This window comes from Alteromonas sp. NFXS44 (assembly GCF_040148705.1).
Classification (GTDB): Bacteria; Pseudomonadota; Gammaproteobacteria; order Enterobacterales; family Alteromonadaceae; genus Alteromonas.
Map to the genome: position 1 here is coordinate 1 of NZ_JAGDEA010000009.1, position 16,449 is coordinate 16,449.

Annotated in this window: 15 protein-coding genes; 4 read left to right on the forward strand and 11 right to left on the reverse strand. The window is 51.7% G+C overall.

Going from position 1 to position 16,449, the window contains the following annotated elements; translation table 11 throughout:
- The 5 genes from J3369_RS13270 to fabB all read right to left on the reverse strand — a co-directional run.
- The coding region (locus tag J3369_RS13270) for a FimV/HubP family polar landmark protein (protein ID WP_349587677.1) at nt 1–3,121 on the reverse strand (3,121 nt) is incomplete at its 3' end.
- A 17-nt stretch (nt 3,122–3,138) separates the two neighbouring features.
- Nucleotides 3,139–3,297: a hypothetical protein gene (locus J3369_RS13275; protein ID WP_349587680.1), complete on the reverse strand. Its 159-nt coding sequence runs from the start codon at nt 3,295–3,297 to the stop codon at nt 3,139–3,141.
- 205 nt (nt 3,298–3,502) lie between these two features.
- The gene (locus J3369_RS13280) at nt 3,503–4,519 is read right to left on the reverse strand and encodes an aspartate-semialdehyde dehydrogenase (protein ID WP_303575361.1); all 1,017 of its coding nucleotides are present in this window, start codon (nt 4,517–4,519) and stop codon (nt 3,503–3,505) included.
- 32 nt (nt 4,520–4,551) lie between these two features.
- Nucleotides 4,552–5,703, reverse strand: a complete 1,152-nt coding sequence (locus tag J3369_RS13285; protein WP_349587683.1) for a 4-phosphoerythronate dehydrogenase — start codon at nt 5,701–5,703, stop codon at nt 4,552–4,554.
- 137 nt (nt 5,704–5,840) lie between these two features.
- A complete protein-coding gene (gene fabB, locus J3369_RS13290; protein WP_349587685.1) occupies nt 5,841–7,055 on the reverse strand; it encodes a beta-ketoacyl-ACP synthase I in 1,215 nt (404 codons plus the stop codon).
- Between the two features lie 270 nt (nt 7,056–7,325).
- Here fabB and mnmC point away from each other — a divergent pair, with 270 nt between their 5' ends.
- Nucleotides 7,326–9,314 (forward strand): bifunctional tRNA (5-methylaminomethyl-2-thiouridine)(34)-methyltransferase MnmC2/FAD-dependent 5-carboxymethylaminomethyl-2-thiouridine(34) oxidoreductase MnmC1, encoded by a 1,989-nt coding sequence (gene mnmC / locus J3369_RS13295; protein WP_349587687.1) that lies wholly within the window; start codon nt 7,326–7,328, stop codon nt 9,312–9,314.
- A gap of 162 nt (nt 9,315–9,476) precedes the next feature.
- Here the strand turns inward: mnmC and J3369_RS13300 are convergent, their stop codons facing one another.
- The 6 genes from J3369_RS13300 to J3369_RS13325 all read right to left on the reverse strand — a co-directional run bounded on the left by J3369_RS13300 (nt 9,477) and on the right by J3369_RS13325 (nt 14,027).
- Nucleotides 9,477–10,469, reverse strand: a complete 993-nt coding sequence (locus J3369_RS13300) for a FlgO family outer membrane protein (protein WP_349587690.1) — start codon at nt 10,467–10,469, stop codon at nt 9,477–9,479.
- A gap of 4 nt (nt 10,470–10,473) precedes the next feature.
- Nucleotides 10,474–11,226: a FlgO family outer membrane protein gene (locus J3369_RS13305; protein WP_349587692.1), complete on the reverse strand. Its 753-nt coding sequence runs from the start codon at nt 11,224–11,226 to the stop codon at nt 10,474–10,476.
- Entirely contained in the window at nt 11,226–11,849 is a 624-nt protein-coding gene (locus J3369_RS13310; RefSeq protein ID WP_349587694.1) for a FlgO family outer membrane protein, read from the reverse strand. The genes J3369_RS13305 and J3369_RS13310 overlap by 1 nt, the downstream gene beginning before the upstream one ends.
- Before the next feature lie 190 nt (nt 11,850–12,039).
- The gene (locus J3369_RS13315; protein ID WP_349587696.1) at nt 12,040–12,339 is read right to left on the reverse strand and encodes a YfcL family protein; all 300 of its coding nucleotides are present in this window, start codon (nt 12,337–12,339) and stop codon (nt 12,040–12,042) included.
- A gap of 9 nt (nt 12,340–12,348) precedes the next feature.
- Nucleotides 12,349–13,476 (reverse strand): ATP-NAD kinase family protein, encoded by a 1,128-nt coding sequence (locus tag J3369_RS13320; protein WP_349587698.1) that lies wholly within the window; start codon nt 13,474–13,476, stop codon nt 12,349–12,351.
- Nucleotides 13,473–14,027 carry an elongation factor P hydroxylase gene (locus J3369_RS13325; RefSeq protein ID WP_349587701.1) on the reverse strand — a complete coding sequence of 185 codons (555 nt, stop codon included), beginning with the start codon at nt 14,025–14,027 and terminating at the stop codon, nt 13,473–13,475. Before J3369_RS13325 ends, J3369_RS13320 begins: the two co-directional genes overlap by 4 nt.
- A gap of 153 nt (nt 14,028–14,180) precedes the next feature.
- On the opposite strand from J3369_RS13325, the gene J3369_RS13330 reads away from it, so the two are divergent.
- Genes J3369_RS13330 through J3369_RS13340 form a run of 3 tightly spaced genes read left to right on the forward strand, consistent with a single transcriptional unit; the run spans nt 14,181 to nt 16,436 of the window.
- On the forward strand, nt 14,181–14,891 hold the full coding sequence (locus J3369_RS13330; protein WP_349587703.1) for a DUF8198 family protein: 711 nt from the start codon (nt 14,181–14,183) through the stop codon (nt 14,889–14,891).
- Complete coding sequence (locus J3369_RS13335; RefSeq protein ID WP_303575371.1) at nt 14,875–15,333, forward strand: acyl-CoA thioesterase; 459 nt, start codon at nt 14,875–14,877, stop codon at nt 15,331–15,333. Before J3369_RS13330 ends, J3369_RS13335 begins: the two co-directional genes overlap by 17 nt.
- Nucleotides 15,330–16,436 carry a retropepsin-like aspartic protease family protein gene (locus tag J3369_RS13340; RefSeq protein ID WP_349587705.1) on the forward strand — a complete coding sequence of 369 codons (1,107 nt, stop codon included), beginning with the start codon at nt 15,330–15,332 and terminating at the stop codon, nt 16,434–16,436. The genes J3369_RS13335 and J3369_RS13340 overlap by 4 nt, the downstream gene beginning before the upstream one ends.
- Nucleotides 16,437–16,449: the final 13 nt, after the last annotated feature.

Here is a 16,449-nt window from a genome sequence, read left to right on the forward strand (position 1 = left end):
CTTCTGCTTCTGCTTCTGCTTCTGCTTCTGCTTCTGCTTCTGCTTCTGCTTCTGCTTCTGCTTCTGCTTCTGCTTCTGCTTCTGCTTCTGCTTCTGCTTCTGCTTCTGCTTCTGCTTCTGCTTCTGCTTCTGCAGGCACATCGTCGTCAGTACCTTCCAGTTCGGCAAGTAATTCGTCGGCTAATGCATCAACTTCTTCAGGCTGATATTTCTCTGCCGGTGCATCTTCCTGACCTGCTTCAGTGGACTCAAAAGCAGGCTCTTCTTCAACGTCATCTTCTGAAGGTTGAAGTTCTGCCTCATCGTCATTATCGGTTTCAGCTTCTGCTTCCTGCTCATATTGCGCATTTTCAATTTCAGCAATAAGTGCGTCAGCATCTGACGATAAAGAATTCTCTTCTTCAGCAGGTTCAGGCTCTTCTGAGATCTCATCATCAGATAAAGTTACGTCTTCAACAGAATCTTCGTTGTCTGGCAACTCATCGTCCTGTGAAGGTGTTTCTTCAGCGACTAATTCATCATCTGTAATTTCACCGGATGCAGATATTTCTTCGTCATCTGGTAGTTCTTCTTCCGGTGCTGAGCCGTCTTCTCCGGTAACAGCTGCTTCTGCGAATTCTTCATCAACGGGCAGCTCTTCCGACTCTGCAGTCTCTTCTTCAACAGGTTCATCCAACTCAGACAACGCATCAGAATCATCCGGACCGGTTGTATCATCGTCAGAAGTCAGTTCGCTTTCCGGCTCAGGCTCATCAGCGACGTCGTCTTCAACTGTTGTGTCTTCGGTCTCAACGGCTTCTTCTGCAAGGTTTTGCTCTTCCGGAAGTTTGTCTGTCGCTGCAGACTCTGGTTCGACTGATTCATCTGACGCAGGCAGGTCAACGTCGCCAGGGAGCTCGTCTTCCGCCGGGTCCTCTGTTTCGCCCTCAGATTCCAGTTCTGCCAGCAGGTCATTGGTCAGATCGTCATCAATATCTGCCTCAAATTCACTGTCTTCGGAGTCTTCCTGCAATAGTGCCTCATCAGCAAGCGCATCCTGCTCACCGGATAATTCTTCGGCTTCCAGCTCTGCCAGTAATTCATCTGATAAGGTATCTACTTCATCATCTTCAGCTTCAAGCTCAGCCAGCAGTTCGTCGGCAAGTGCGTCGTTTGCATCGTCAACGCCGGCGTCATCCTCGTCACTGTCCTGTTCGCCCTGGAGCTCTGCGATGAGGTCATCAGAAAGCGGGTCAGTAAACTCGCCGGCATTTTCCATATCCTCAACGTCAATTTCGTCCAGGTCTTCGCTGAATGCGTCAAGATCCTGAATGGCCTGTGGTGAAGGCGCTGATTCTGTAGTGATCTCGTCTTCTTCATCCTCATCGTCGCCCAGCATATCCGCCATCTGGTCGAGTTGGTCCATTTCCGTGATGATATTGTCTGTGAGACGGTCCAGCTCCTGATTCTGGTCATTGATCTCACGGTCAATTTTGCCCAGCATGTCGTCATCAACATCGCCGTTATCACTGCCCGTGACAGAATCAGGCTGATGCTCGTCGAGCAAATCGTCGATATCAATTTCAGGCTTGTCTTCTTCGTCCGCTGACGGCGCTTCAAATTCAGCAAGAATGTCGTCCGGGTCGATATCCCCGTCATTTTCCTCTTCTGTTGCAGGCTCTTCAGCTGTGCCTGAATTTGCATCCAGCAATGCATCGATATCAAAATCATCAACGTCTGCTGCACTGTCAGCAGCATCTGTTTCTGCACTACTTTCTTCTGCCACGTTATTGTCAACAGAGTTTTGTGCCAGCAGCGCATCAATGTCATCGTCAGCCACCATTTCAGCAGCCGGTTCCGCAGGCGTTTCCTCTGTAGCAGCGTCTGCGCTGTCATCGTCATCGCCGGCCAGATCAATCCCGTCCAGATCATCCACATCAGGCACCAGTGAATCATCAGATAACGGCTCATCATCGAACAGACTATCCAGTTCATCCTGACCTAACTCGGAATCACCGTCTTCGAAGGCAAAATCGTCATCCGGCACCAGCATGTCATCATCAAGGTCAGCGAAGCTCTCGAGATCGTCGTCCAGTGATTCTTCCAGTTCGTTGGATAACACATCATCTAACAATTCATCGTCGTTAAAGAGTTCGTCATCTGACAATTCCGGCGTGTCATCCAGCTCAGGCACAATCGCTGCCGGGGCCGCAGCAACAACCGGTGCGGTGTCGGCGGTAGAGACCTGCGCCACAGGCTGCATGGGATCATCTTCTTCTTTCTTACCCCGTTTGAGGAACCAGGCAACCAGTCCGCCCACCAGTAATAACGTGAGGATACCCGAGCCGATGATGAGGCTCATGGGTTGCATCAGCGTATTCATAAACGACGCGTCTTTTTCAGCCTGACGCTCCGCCTGTTCCTGCTGCATCATTTGCAATAACTGCTTTTGTAACGCAGTTTGCTCATCCATCTGATTCTGCACGTCCCCTTCCACCTGGGTACGCAGAGACGCTAAATCATCATTAACCTGTTCAACACGGGTATATAGCTTGCGGTTTTCATCCAGAATGGCCTGCACGTTTTCCAGCGAGGCAGCAAATTGCTGTCGTAATTCATCAAATTGCTGAGTTTGCTGACTGTCCAGACGGGTAATTTTGTCTTCAATTGCGGTACGGGTAGAACTTAGATCCTGCTGGTTTACCAGCGGTACCGGCGGCTTAAGATTATTCAGGCTGCTGCCTGGCTTGCTTTCCATGCGGGCAAAGCTGTCATCATCCTGTTCGGCACGTTGTTTCGCTCTTACAGGATCAATGCGGGCAACATAACGCTCAGACGGCAGTTTCAGAACAGCGCCGTCGACCAGTAAATTAAGGTTTTGCTGCTCAAAAGAATCAGGGTTCAGTTCATAAATAGCTACCATCACCTGGTAGACAGAAAGGTTCTTATTTTGACGGTAGCGGTCGGCTATACGCCAGAGGGTATCGTTGTCGTCTATAGGACCATAAACATTGCCGGAGAACTGACTGGTGGCATCTTTCGGTCCGCGGATGGCAGTTTCCCGTTCCTGAGCCTGACCGGAATCAGGGGTTGCCGTCAGCAGCAATAAAAAAATAAGCAAGCCCGTAACATGCGATTTCATAGCGTTCCTATATGCCCTCAAGCGTCTACCATGACGTTGTCATGGTGGCCAGGCCATGTGGTGTAGCCAGTACACGGACAAGCCGGCACACCGCTGCCTGTTATTCTTATAATGCCGGAGCCTGATGCTCCGGGCGTGCCGGATTGCTTCCGGCGAGTCAGAAAACCGTCACTCACAGAATAAAACCTGTGGTTTCACGGGGTTATGCAAGCTTTAATCCATGATGACAAGCCCGCACAGGTTACTTACCAAAACTATAAACCAGTTAACGGTAACTATCTAGAAAAAGGCCGTTTTCTTCTGCAGATGACAGTCTGTAAAACAGCCTTTTCATTGTTTTATCGGCACAAAGGCGCAGAAGTTTACCTCTGCGCTGGGTGTTTACAGATAGTCTTTAATCAGGGTTTCAGCAATCTGAATGCTGTTCGTTGCCGCACCTTTACGTACGTTATCAGACACCACCCACATATTCAGGCCGTTAGGATGAGAAATATCATCACGGATGCGGCCCACGTGTACCCAGTCATTACCACTTGCACTGCTCACCTGAGTAGGGAACGCTTCTCTTTCTTCGTACACCTTCACGCCGGGCGCCTGCGCCAGCAACCCTTTCACTTGCAGAGCATCCACTGGCATACGGGTTTCCAGATGGATGGCTTCACCGTGTCCGTAAAAAACCGGCACGCGCACAGCAGTAGCATTCACCAGCACACTATCGTCACCGAGGATTTTTTGCGTTTCCCACACCATTTTCATTTCTTCTTTGGTGTAATCGTTGTCCATGAAGGCGTCGATTTGCGGGATGGCATTAAAGGCAATCTGACGGCTGAATGCTTCCGGTGTAACCGGCCGTGTGTTCAGCAGATTGGCGGTTTGCAGTGCCAGCTCTTCCATTGCACTTTTGCCGCCACCGGAAACAGACTGGTAAGTGCACACATTAATACGTTCAATGCCGGCGATTTCATGGATAGGCTTCAGAGCCACCATCATCTGAATGGTTGAGCAATTCGGATTGGCAATAATATTCCGGTTGCGGAAGTCTGCCAGCGCATGGGGGTTCACTTCAGGCACAACCAGCGGTACATCCGGCTCGTACCGGAAATGTGAGGTATTGTCGATAACGATACAACCGGCGTCTGCTGCAACGGGGGCAATACGGGCGGAAATATCGCCGCCTGCAGAGAAGAAACCAAACTGTACCAGCGTCCAGTCGAAATCATCGGCATTCAGTACTTCAATTTCTTCGCCTTTGAAGTTAATGGTTGTACCGGCAGAACGTTCACTGGCCAGCGGATACAGGGTTCCTACCGGAAATTTACGCTCTTCGAGCAACTCAATCATGGTTTGTCCGACCAGGCCTGTTGCGCCCAGTACCGCCACATCAAAAACTTGTGACATTATTCTTTTCTCCTGTCGGTACGCTGTAAGTTTCAGCGCACAAAATTAAATTGAAAACCCAGGCCACTCAGTTGCTCTGTTATGCCTTCTGAAACCGGTGCTGCAAGTCGCAGAAAACCGGCACAGCATTCCCTTCTGGCAGGATAATGCTTACGTAAATTAAGAAACCCTTCTTTACCGGTATCACGGCGAAACAGCTCGTTGTCTTTGCTGACGTCGTATACAGACAAGATCAGGTCAGACAACGTATCCCAGTCCAGCGCTTCGGCTGTGGCATCCGGCACGTCAAAATGACGGGCTTCCGGCGCGGTTAGAAAATCTTCCATAGTGAGTTCAGGCGTTACACCCATGGCTTCACACACATGTTCATATACCATTTGCGTTCCCCGCAGCTTACCTTCAACAGAGTGACCGGCAATGTGAGGCGTGGCAAACCACAAATACGGCAACAATGCCTGATTGATCTCAGGTTCATTACGGAACACATCAAGGACCACCAGCGGTGCCTCAGGTTGTTGTAAACGTGTCAGCAACGCAGGTTCGTCAATGACTTCACCGCGACAGGCATTGATCAGCAACTGCCCTGCCCGCAGACCGCTTATACGTTCTGCATTAAGCAAATCAACAGTGTGATGAGGTCCGTCTTTGACAAATGGCACATGCAGGGTAATGACATCACAATCCATGATGGTGTCCATGCCGGTAAAATGCCGGCTGTCACCGGCGGCCTCAAGAGGCGGATCGCACAGTACATGGGCAATGTTAAGTGCATGCAGTCTTTCTGCCAGTGCACTGCCTACATGTCCGGCGCCAACTACGCCAACAGTAATACGGTTTAAATCCAGCTTGCCCTGACGGTGAGCGTTCATCAGTACACTCACCACGTACTCAGCTACGGCTACTGCATTGCATCCACCGGCAGAGCGCCATGGCACACCCGCCTGTTCCAGTGCGGTTTTATCCAGATGATTTGTGCCCGCCGTCGCTGTCGTTACCAGCTTTAACTGCCCGGCACCGGACAGCAGCGCTTCGTTCACTTTGGTGGTGGATCTGACCGCCAGATAGTCAGTACCGGGAAGCGCTTTTGCATCCAGCGAAGGACCATGAAACGGTGAAGCCTCGCCAAGCACTGAAAAGTAGGCCATTCCCTGAGGGATACTTTCTTCGAACAAAATGCGGGTCATATCAAACACTGTCAGACTTGCTAAGGCCGGTATAATACTGGAACGTAACGTAATTCACAAAACGAAACGCCCGCAGCGGATAACCGGTGCGGGCGTTTTTCATTTATAACGGTATAAACAGTCTTCTGACTGCTTACTTACCCGTTGTAACGCTGCATAACCAGCGTTGCGTTTGTACCGCCGAAACCAAAGCTGTTAGACATAATGGTATTCAGGGTAGCTTCGCGGGTGGCAGTCACAATGTCCAGGCCCGCCGCTGCATCGTCCAGCGTATCAATGTTGATAGACGGCGCGATGAAGTTGTTCTTCATCATCAGCAAGCTGTAAATCGCTTCATTCACGCCGGCAGCACCCAGAGCATGACCAGTCAGAGACTTGGTTGCACTGATTGGCACGCCGGACTGACCGAAGACTTCCTGAATAGCAGCCAGTTCTTTCACATCACCTACCGGCGTAGATGTGCCGTGAGTGTTCAGATAATCGATAGGTGCATTAACATTCTGCATCGCCATCTTCATGCAACGTATCGCACCTTCACCGGAAGGCGCGACCATGTCGTAGCCGTCTGACGTGGCGCCGTAACCTACCACTTCACCGTAGATGGTTGCACCACGGGCCAGAGCATGTTCCAGCTCTTCTACAACAACCATACCGCCACCACCGGAGCTGACGAAACCATCGCGGTTAGCATCATAAGTACGGGAAGCAACAGACGGGTTGTCATTGTATTTCGACGACAACGCTCCCATGGCATCAAACTGGCTGGACAGTGACCAGTGCAGCTCTTCACCGCCACCGGCGAATACCACATCCTGTTTACCCAGCTGGATCAGTTCCAGGGCATTACCAATACAGTGAGCACTGGTCGCACACGCTGAAGCAATAGAATAGTTCACACCTTTAATTTTAAACGGTGTTGCCAGACAAGCTGAAACGGTAGAGGCCATACAACGGGGAACCATGTAAGGACCCATACGTTTTACGCCCTTCTCACGAAGAATGTCTGCTGAAGCAACCTGATTTAATGATGACGCACCGCCGGAGCCGGCGATAATACCAGTGCGTTCATTTGAAATATCTTTCTCATCCAAACCGGAATCAGCGATTGCCTGTTGCATTGCCACATAAGCATAAGCAGCGGCATCACCCATAAAGCGCATAACTTTACGGTCGATGTGCTCTGATAAATCAATGTCCACGTTACCCCAGACCTGGCTGCGCAGACCCATTTCAGCGAATTGCTCTGAAAAAGTGATACCTGATTTGCCTGCTTTCAATGAAGCCAGCACTTCGTCCTGATTTACACCAATGCTGGACACGATGCCCAGACCGGTAATAACTGCTCTTCTCATAACTAACCCTTTATTTTGATGGGGCATATGGTAACGATTTTCATCCGTAAACTGGTCTGCTCTTTTTACTTAACGTTTTTCCTATACCGTTTACACGTACCCTGCCCCGTCATTTGTGTCTTATCTGCCCCTGCTATGATTACCAAAAGCCGAAAACGTTCAGCTTTTCATCAACACAGAGAAAACAGGCTTCAACCCCGCGTGTTTGCTTTGCTCAATGTATCATGCAAGGTATGATCACCCAATGTTTGTCTTGCAGAATATCAAAACGTGAAATCCCGCACTGCGCAAGTTTATTTTAATGACAGCGGCACTCCGGTTGCTGACGACTTCGATGACGTCTATTTTTCCAACGACAGTGGCATTGATGAAACCCATCATGTGTTTATTGCCGGTAACGATATTCCGGCGCGCTGGCTGGCACATACCCGCCGCGACTTTGTTATTGCTGAAACCGGCTTTGGCACCGGCCTGAATTGCCTGGTGGCGATGCAGGCCTTCGCTGCGTTCAGAGCGGAGCATCCTGAGCACCCGCTGAAACAACTGTTTATCCTCTCAACAGAAAAATTCCCCATGGCCAGAGACGATCTGGCCCGCGCACTGACCGCATTTCCGGTATTGGAGGAGGCAGCAAAGGCGCTGTTGAATAACTATCCCCTATCCATTCAGGGTTGCCACAGACTTCACTTTGATGAATTTCACACCACGCTGGATTTATGGATTGGCGATGTACATGAATTGCTGCCCCAATGGCACGTACCGCCCCGCGGGATGATTGATGCCTGGTTTCTGGACGGTTTTGCGCCCGGTAAAAACCCGGACATGTGGACGGAAGCTTTGTTTTCACAAATGGCCAGAGTATCCAGACAAGGCGCAACCTTCGGCACGTTTACCGCAGCAGGGATTGTGAAACGGGGCCTGAGAGACGCCGGTTTTGTTGTTGAAAAACGTAAAGGTTTTGGCCGCAAGCGCGACATGCTGTGCGGATATTTTGATGGCCAGCACTCTGCTCCGGCTGCACCGCCTTACTCCCGTTTTAATAACGATGCAGTCACGGCAAACCACCGCCTGGCAATTATCGGCGGCGGACTGGCAGCAGCAACTCTGGCCCGGAGCCTGAGCCGTACAGGGATATCTGCCACAGTCTTGTGTGCAGATGAAACCCTTGCTCAGGGCGCATCGGGTAATCCTCAGGGTGGTTTTTATCCGCAGCTTCACAGTGAGGCGAGTATTGCCAGCCAAATTCAGGCTCACGGTTTTTTATACGCCAGCCGGGTTTACCGGCAGTTACCGGAGCCTTTTACGCATGACTGGTGTGGCGTACTGCAACTTAATTTCAGCGAAACGGTAGGTGAGCGGCAGGCTAAATTGCTGGACAGCGAAGTCTGGCCTGAAGCACTTGTATGCGCCATATCTCAGCAGGATGCCAGTGATTTTGCCGGTGTTCCGTTGCCTGCCGGCGGACTGCACATACCGTTGGGTGGCTGGGTTTGCCCGCCGGAACTGGTCAGTGCGTTAATTGCCGGCTGCGACGAAAATATCCGGGTTCAAACCGGCGCAAAAGTCACTGCCGTTACTGAACAGGAAGATGGCGTTACCCTTTGTGTTAACGGAAAAGAACAGCACTTTGATTACGCGGTCATTGCCACCGGTGCTGACAGTATCCATATTCCGCAGATGACGGCATTGCCACTTCGACCCGTGCGGGGTCAGGTAGAGGCTATTCCCGGCCAGCCTTCAGTCAGTGCATTGCGTACCGTACTTTGTCATAAAGGCTACATGACACCACATATGGATAACCGCCATGCTCTGGGGTCTACCTATGGAAAAGATGATACCCGGTGTGATGTGCGTGAAAGCGACACACAGACAAATATGGCGACACATAAAAAAGCAATGGGGGCAGACAGCTGGGTAGCGCAGCTTCAACACGACGGAAAAGCCAGAGCGGCAATCCGTCTGACACTGCCGGATCACCAGCCCGCAACCGGACAACTGTTGAGTAATGACGTGTTGTACGAACAATACCGCGCCCTGAGCACCGGAAAGCCACTCAGCAGCCAGACACAGCTGCCTGCCGGCAGACTGTTCACTTTAACCGGACTCGGCTCAAGAGGGTTAACTACGGCGCCGTTAATGGCGCAAATTTTGACAGGCCAGTTAACCCATACACCGCTGCCGGCACCGGAGTCTTTACTTCAGGCAACCGCACCGCAAAGGTTTGCTATCAGAAATTCAATCAGAGGAGTGGCGCCCTGAGCCGGGCAGAGTGCTATGGAGATGGTTGAGTCATAACACCATGCCGGCGCAGAGCGGCAATTTGAATGTGGCATTCAAACGCCAGTATGAATAATAATCCAGCCTGCCCCGATAGGAAAGTATTTATCGGTGGCCGGCGGGAAATCTCATACTAAAAGATGACTATTTTCCGGTTTGGCTGCCGCTGTTCAGCGCAGTAACCATAAAAGACGGAATAAGCAGGCTGGTACTGGCGACAACCTGATGCTTATCAACGGACACAATACGTGCATTTACCCGCACGCCTCTGGGCTCTTCGATAAGGGTACCGGTGAGAATATGATCCATCTGCATTGAGCGGCTCTGTATTTCGCCGGTCCGTGTCATGGCCAGATCGCCAAACGGCGTGACTGTCAACGCATCAGCCATTTTAAAATCGACAATACCCACACCAAAACTCTGCAATTCTGCGATGAGCAGTTCAGCCAGCTGATTTCCCATCACTGTGGTTTCCTGCAGCGTCCGGTTCAGCCTTACGAAGCTTGCCACACCGATTAAATCGTTGCTGCTAAGCTCTGTAGCAGAGTCCATCAGTTGCATTGCCAGCTGGGATGCATAGTCTGCCAGCGCTTTGTGCGTTCTGTCCGGCTGATAGCCGGTTCCAAGAGGATCGTGCCACTCAACCGCTACCGGCCCTGTCTGTTCACTGGCCTCCGGGTTACGGTCACGGGAATCAGGCCGGTATTGCCATTGTGCTGTCTCAGGCACCGCTGCCATGTTCACCGGTGCGTTGCTCTCAGGTGCAATGACCTCTGGTGCAGCATGTGTCACCACATCAGCCTGCGGATAGGAAGTCGCCGCTGAAGTTGAAGTTGAAGTTGAAGTTGAAGCCGCAGTTTGCTCTGCGGGCTCAAAATCATCAACAAATTGCATTCCGTCCTGAACCTGAGGCTTTTCATTGCCGCTCAGCATGCCATCATGATCCCCCGGCATGTCAGCTGCACTGTCACCCGGCGGTTGCGCAGGCTGCGTGTGAGCATCACCCTCACCATCCATGTAAGCATGGTAGTGTTCATCAATGGTGGTACAGGCGGAGAGCCCGGCTACCAGCATAACAGCCAGTAAACAGCCTGATATTACTGTGATAGCCGGAACTGAAGGTTTGGCAAACGTCATCGTCTTAACCCCGTGTCAGCTTCACACCATCCCGGATGCCACTTTTACCATTGCTGTCGCTGGGAATAAGCGCATCCACGACATAAAACGGTATAAGTAACTGGGCTGACGCCACCACAGCGCGGCTTTCTATGCCGAGAATACGCGCGTTTACCAGTACCCCGCCCTGATGCTTCGCCATCGTGCCGGTGAGAACGTAATCAATGGGCAGGCTGCTGTTTAAGTCGAGATAGTCACGGCTCAGCAGAAAATCACCGCTGTCTGTTACTCTGATGTAATCAGTTGCTTTAAAGTCCACTACCGGAATTCGGTATTTATGCAGTTCGTGCATAAACGATTCAGCCATCTGATGACCCAGTAAATTGGTGTGCTGGAGATCAGAGTCCAGCATAGCGAAATTGGTTACCGCCACCGGCGTTTTATTGGTAACGTACTCCATGTTGGAAACCAGGTCCTGAGTCATGTTCTTGACATAATCGCCAACATGACGGTTCAGAGGGCGGCCCTGATAGGCACCCTGCACACTGCTGTACAGAGGCGGCTGGCCAATAGCACCGAAACTGTCGGCATCGTCTTCAGGCTCTGCGGCGACAACCTCAGCGCGGTCTTCTGCACGCACGTCAATGACATTCATCACCGGCTCAACTGCACCCGGCTGCGCTTCTGCAGTCTCTTCATCGCTGAGCAGAGAGCAACCTGAAATACTGACCAGCATTGCTGCCATGGCAATCATATTGCGTTGAAAAGTCATTGGCATTACCCCTTATCCTCAGTTCTGTACAGCCGCCCGTTCCGGGTCGTGACCTTTTCTTCTTCCCAGAACAAGCCTTCAGGAAAGAAACGTGTCGCAGCAGCCACGACATCTTTTGTTCTGGCGTTTATCACTCTGGCGTTAACCATAGCACCGGCCTGCTGGCGTACAATAGTGCCGGTGATATAAAAATCCACCCGTTCGATGCCGGGAAGTTGTTCGATATCCCGGGTGAGTACGCGGTCTGCATACTCTCCCATTATTATATCGTCCGTGAGCTTAAACTCTTGAGTGGTAAAGCCCCGTTTTGCGGCTTCAGTGATCAACCCCTCTTCAAGTTGATGGCCAAGCATCATCAGCGGGTCCTGCTGTTTGCTGTTCCAGCTCATGGTATCTGCCGGCACAAAACCGGTAACGGCATATTTCGCCTGACGTGAAGGACGCAGCTGCGCAAACAGCTCATTCGCCAGTACGTAAGTGTGGTACTCCATATTGCCTAATGCAGGTAACGCCATATTTTCTTCCTGCATCACCACCGAAGGACTCTCTCCGGCACAGCCTCCGAGCATCAAACTGCCTGCTGCCAGCCATGCTGCAGGGACTGTCTTTTTCAGATATTTAGTACTCATTACTCCGGCCCGTTAACCCGCCATTTATTGTCTGCTGAGGTATTCGCAATTTTCGTACCATGTGGAAACGTCAAAGATGTGGCGGCGCAGAGGGGAATTCAGTAACCGGTAAGCGGGTTTTAAGGCGGCGGGAAAGAGGTAAAGCGGCAAGAGTCTGCCGCTTCAGGGAAAAGCTGTCAGCAGAGAGTAACTATTTTGCACTGGCAAGAAGACGTTGCCAGAGCGCCATGACCAGCCGCTGATCCTCATCTTCCAGTTCTTTATTATCAAAAGCAGCTTGTAAACTGCCCTGCATGGCTTCGTCCAGGGTGGCCAGGCTCGCATCAGGCTGCATTTCCTGTTGTCTGGCAATCACCGCAAAATGACCTTGCAGGTAGCTGGCAATAAACAGTTCATCGTCACTACCATGATCAACAACACCATCCAACGCGTCTTCGATGTGTCCGGATTGCCCGATAAATTCAGTGGGGGCGGCGGCGGGAAATTCCATAAAGTCTCCTTATTTTGCAGGATACAGCACTTTGTCCCGGTATCCGGTGATCACCGGAAAATAGCCGGCAAGTGTGGTATCTAATTCAGCGTCACCGGTATCGAGCCGCAGAGGGCGGCCATCCAGAGACTGTAATTTGGTTTTTGTAGCGGTGATCAGCACATTTTCCTTCCCAGTCCGGCGGATAAATGACGGTGAGAGTTGCTGGTTCCCACGGCCAAAAATATGCCCCTGACCACCAATCACTGTAATGACCATTTTAACCGGCTGGCCGTCAGTAAGTTCAAGCAGCTGTACCGCTGTCACATCCGACGCCACCAGTTCTCCGTCTTTCACGACATCGACGCCCAGCAGCGTATTGTCCAGACCCATTGAATCCATAATTGCGGCCACGGTGGAACCCGATCCCATCACGAAAAACGTGTCCGGCTCATCTTCAATGGTTTCACGGATAAAGGCCGCGATATCTTCCAGCACCAGTTCATCACTTTCCTTGCCGCCGGCTTTGACGGCCTGAACGTAGGTTAGTGAGTCCGGCACCCGCATTTCACCGAAATGCTTTGCCAGTACCTTGCCCTGACGAAATGCCTCTTCGTCAATGTCACGGACTTCTGCCGGAGCTTCACTCACCAGCTCCCCGCGTACCATCATAGCCACCACTTCACCGGCAGCTACGGGGGTTACTGCATATACACCGGAGTGGATTTTACACCCGGCCGGTACGCCCAGCACAGGCGTTTGCAGTTCTGCAATCTGACACACATTTCGTGCAGTGCCGTCACCGCCGGCAAATAACAGTAAGTCGATTCCCTCAGCAAGTATGGCTTCCACCGCAGCTTCTGTGTCTTCAGCTTCAGTCTGTGCCTGTGCGGGTGTGTACACCACCTTTGTTGTCAGACCGGCCTCACGGGCACTGTTTTCACCCATTTCAGCGGAGGCGGTTATCACAGTGATCTGACCGGCAAGCGAACTGAGCACATTCAGCGCGCGGGTCATCTTAAAACCCGCCAGTTGTTCCGCTCCGGCTGCCAGCGCCTGTTCACGTACCGCAGCACCGTCGCTGCCTTTGAGAGCCACCGCACCACCAATGCCGGCATACGGATTAACCACCACGCCCAGACGAAATTTATCGCTCATGCTAATGCCTCTGCCCGTTCTGTAGTAACCGGCGCCGTTTTAAAATGCGCCTGCAGTACTGTCATCAACATACCGGCACGGGGTGGAAATCCAGTACGGGTATATTGCACCAGTTGCTCATGCACAGCTGCGGTGAACGTTTCACGGTCAGGCTCTGCCCCGTTCAGATTATCCGTACTGACCCGGAATTGACGCCCGGCACTGAGCGTCAGAGCCCATTCCACTGCCTGCGGTTTAATTTCCACCTGTTCAAAAGCTTTCTGCTGACTGGCGTCACGGCCGTCAGGACAATACCAGTAACCATAATCTTCCAGCTGTCGCCGTTTATCACCGGCGATACACCAGTGCGCAATTTCATGCAACGCACTGGAGAAAAAACCGTGGGCAAAAACGATGCGGTGAAAAGGCACTTCATCCCCCGCGGGCAAATACACCGGCTCATCATCACCGCGCACAAGACGGGTATTCCAGTTTTCAGCGAAAGTGGCGTCAAACAGGCGGATGAGTTCGTCCACTTGCGGATCGGTATCGTCCTGCGGGGTAAACTGCATTTTTGGTTGCATCGTATTTAAGGCTGAATTTTGTTGCTGCATTCAACTCACTGACAAGCCTGAAAAGAGGTTGCGCATAGTACCAAATGCCGGTCATTCCGCCAAATCTGAGGATGAATGTGATATGTTGATGTGAACATAAGGAGAGCAGATTTGAACACCACGTCCGGTATTGTCAGACACATCCACCGCGTGAATGCGTTGAAAAACATGGCAGAGAAGATGGGCCAGTTGCCGGCTATCCATGCCCTGCAACAATGGCAGTGTGAACGTTTGCTGGTGACTCACGCAGATCTGGCGGCTCAGCCACAGTACCGCCAGGCTATGGCCTTTTTCACTGAAGAGCTCTACGGACCGAAAGATTTTTCACAGCGGGATGCCGATATCGCGCGGGTGATCCCGAAACTGGCAAAAGTATTGCCGGACAAAGCCATGCAGGCGCTGGATGACGCCCTTGCACTGAATGCCCTCTCTTTTGAACTGGATCAAAAGGTTGTTGATGCACTGCAGGGCCAGCCGCTCAACAACAATACCTATGCACTGGCCTACCGTGAAGCGGGTGATAAAGCAGCAAGAACACAACAAATTGACATCATCCGGCACCTGGGACAACAACTGGCCGCAATCATTAAAATACGGGGTATTGGTATGCTGATTTCGGTATCCCGCCGTCCGGCAAAACTGGCGGGCCTTCTTTCTCTGCACGAATTTCTGCAGCGGGGATACGATACCTTCAGACAACTTGGCGATGTTGAGCGCTTTACCGGACCGGTTATTGCCCGTGAGCAACAATTAATGTTACAACTGTTTTCCGACGATTTTAGCCTTGAAAACAATCCTGTCCCCCATGTACCCGAACGATGACTACCAGCCGGAATGGGCTCTGCCTGCCCCTTTCGTTAAACCATGGCAAATAAACGACTCCCACATAGATCACTATCAGCACGTTAACAATGTTGCCTATCTGTCACAGCTTGAGTCGCTGGCCTGGTCACATTCAAATCATCTGGGGCTGACATTCGATGATTACCGGGCATGCGGTAAAGGTATGGTGATCCACCGTCACGAACTGGACTATCTGTTACCCTGTCACGAAGGCGATACATTGTTGTGTGCCACCTGGATTGTGGAATGCGACGGTAAGCTGAACCTTGAGCGGCGTTTCCAGTTTATTTGTCCCGTGCGGCGGAAATCGGTGTTTGCCGCCAGAACCCGTTTTGTTTGCGTCAATTTAAAAACCGGTGCCCCTGCGCGTATGCCTGCGCTGTTTAAAAATACTTATACCGAAGCGGTGACTACGCCGTGAACAAATGGTTGCTGGCTGCTCTGGTGCTGTCTCTCACCCTTAACGGCATATTGCTGGCAATCCGCCGGGAGCCCGTTACACAGCAGGTTGTGCCGCTGGCAGACAGTACTGAAGATAATATTCGTCCTGCTGCGCAAGCCCCCGCAGTGACAAGCTCCCCCCTTTCAGTCTCAGATCTCATGCAGGAGGAAAGGTCTTCAGCGGCTACACTGCAAGCCTGGTTTAATAATGACGATCCACGCTTTTTTCCTGCCCTCACTGCCGCCCTAAGAGACCAGCCCTATAACTGGGAATTGTTACTGCTGGAAGCAATGTGGGTAAAACGTGAGGAACCGTTAAGCGAAGCTATCATCCAGTACTACAAAATTCTTGAGCGAAACCCTCCGCCGCAGGTAGAACAGGATATCTCCGCATTGATTACCCAAATGGCAGATACCGCAGCAGAAAAGCTCCGGCTCGCCGGCGACTGGGACACCCTTGCGGCTTTTGTGGAGCCACTTTACCAGTACCGGCCGGAAGACCGTTTTTATACCCTGCAACTGGCAGAGGCGTATGGCAGACAGCAAAAATTTACGCTGATGGAAAATGTACTGGCTTCGCTGCCATCTGAAGACCGGCAGGCTGAAGCGTTACGGCGTGTGCTGTATCCTCAGACAGCAGACGCACAGAGTGAAGATACCCCGCCCACGGAGGAAAAACGTGAGGTATCCGGTAACGCATACAGGATGCCGCTGGAACAAACCGGCGATCATTATCTCGCGCCACTGACACTTAACGGCCGCCACTCAAGATTGCTGGTAGATACCGGTGCGTCGGTTACAACGGTGACGACGGAGGTATTCAGACAAGTAGCCAGACGGGGAAATTACCGGGACCTGGGAAATTTTGCAGTCAATACCGCAGGCGGCCGGGTAGACGCCCGCATGGTAACATTAAAAGAAGTAGAGTTTGGTCCGTGGCGACTGGCGGATGTATCGGTGCTGGTGCTGCCACCGGGTACGCTTGATGGCACTGAGGGGCTGTTAGGCATGAATATTCTCAAGCGGTTTCATTTCCGCATTGACCAGGCCGGGAATGCGCTGCTACTGGATCCCATTCATTAAGCCCGGTTTTGTA

Bases quoted from the DNA above. Each gene is read 5' to 3' on its own strand.
- J3369_RS13280 (WP_303575361.1), bottom strand. From the start codon at position 4,519: ATGTCACAAGTTTTTGATGTGGCGGTACTGGGCGCAACAGGCCTGGTC.
- J3369_RS13285 (WP_349587683.1), bottom strand. From the start codon at position 5,703: ATGACCCGCATTTTGTTCGAAGAAAGTATCCCTCAGGGAATGGCCTAC.
- fabB (WP_349587685.1), bottom strand. From the start codon at position 7,055: ATGAGAAGAGCAGTTATTACCGGTCTGGGCATCGTGTCCAGCATTGGT.
- J3369_RS13300 (WP_349587690.1), bottom strand. From the start codon at position 10,469: ATGACGTTTGCCAAACCTTCAGTTCCGGCTATCACAGTAATATCAGGC.
- J3369_RS13305 (WP_349587692.1), bottom strand. From the start codon at position 11,226: ATGCCAATGACTTTTCAACGCAATATGATTGCCATGGCAGCAATGCTG.
- J3369_RS13310 (WP_349587694.1), bottom strand. From the start codon at position 11,849: ATGAGTACTAAATATCTGAAAAAGACAGTCCCTGCAGCATGGCTGGCA.
- J3369_RS13315 (WP_349587696.1), bottom strand. From the start codon at position 12,339: ATGGAATTTCCCGCCGCCGCCCCCACTGAATTTATCGGGCAATCCGGA.
- J3369_RS13320 (WP_349587698.1), bottom strand. From the start codon at position 13,476: ATGAGCGATAAATTTCGTCTGGGCGTGGTGGTTAATCCGTATGCCGGC.
- J3369_RS13325 (WP_349587701.1), bottom strand. From the start codon at position 14,027: ATGCAGTTTACCCCGCAGGACGATACCGATCCGCAAGTGGACGAACTC.
- J3369_RS13335 (WP_303575371.1), top strand. From the start codon at position 14,875: ATGTACCCGAACGATGACTACCAGCCGGAATGGGCTCTGCCTGCCCCT.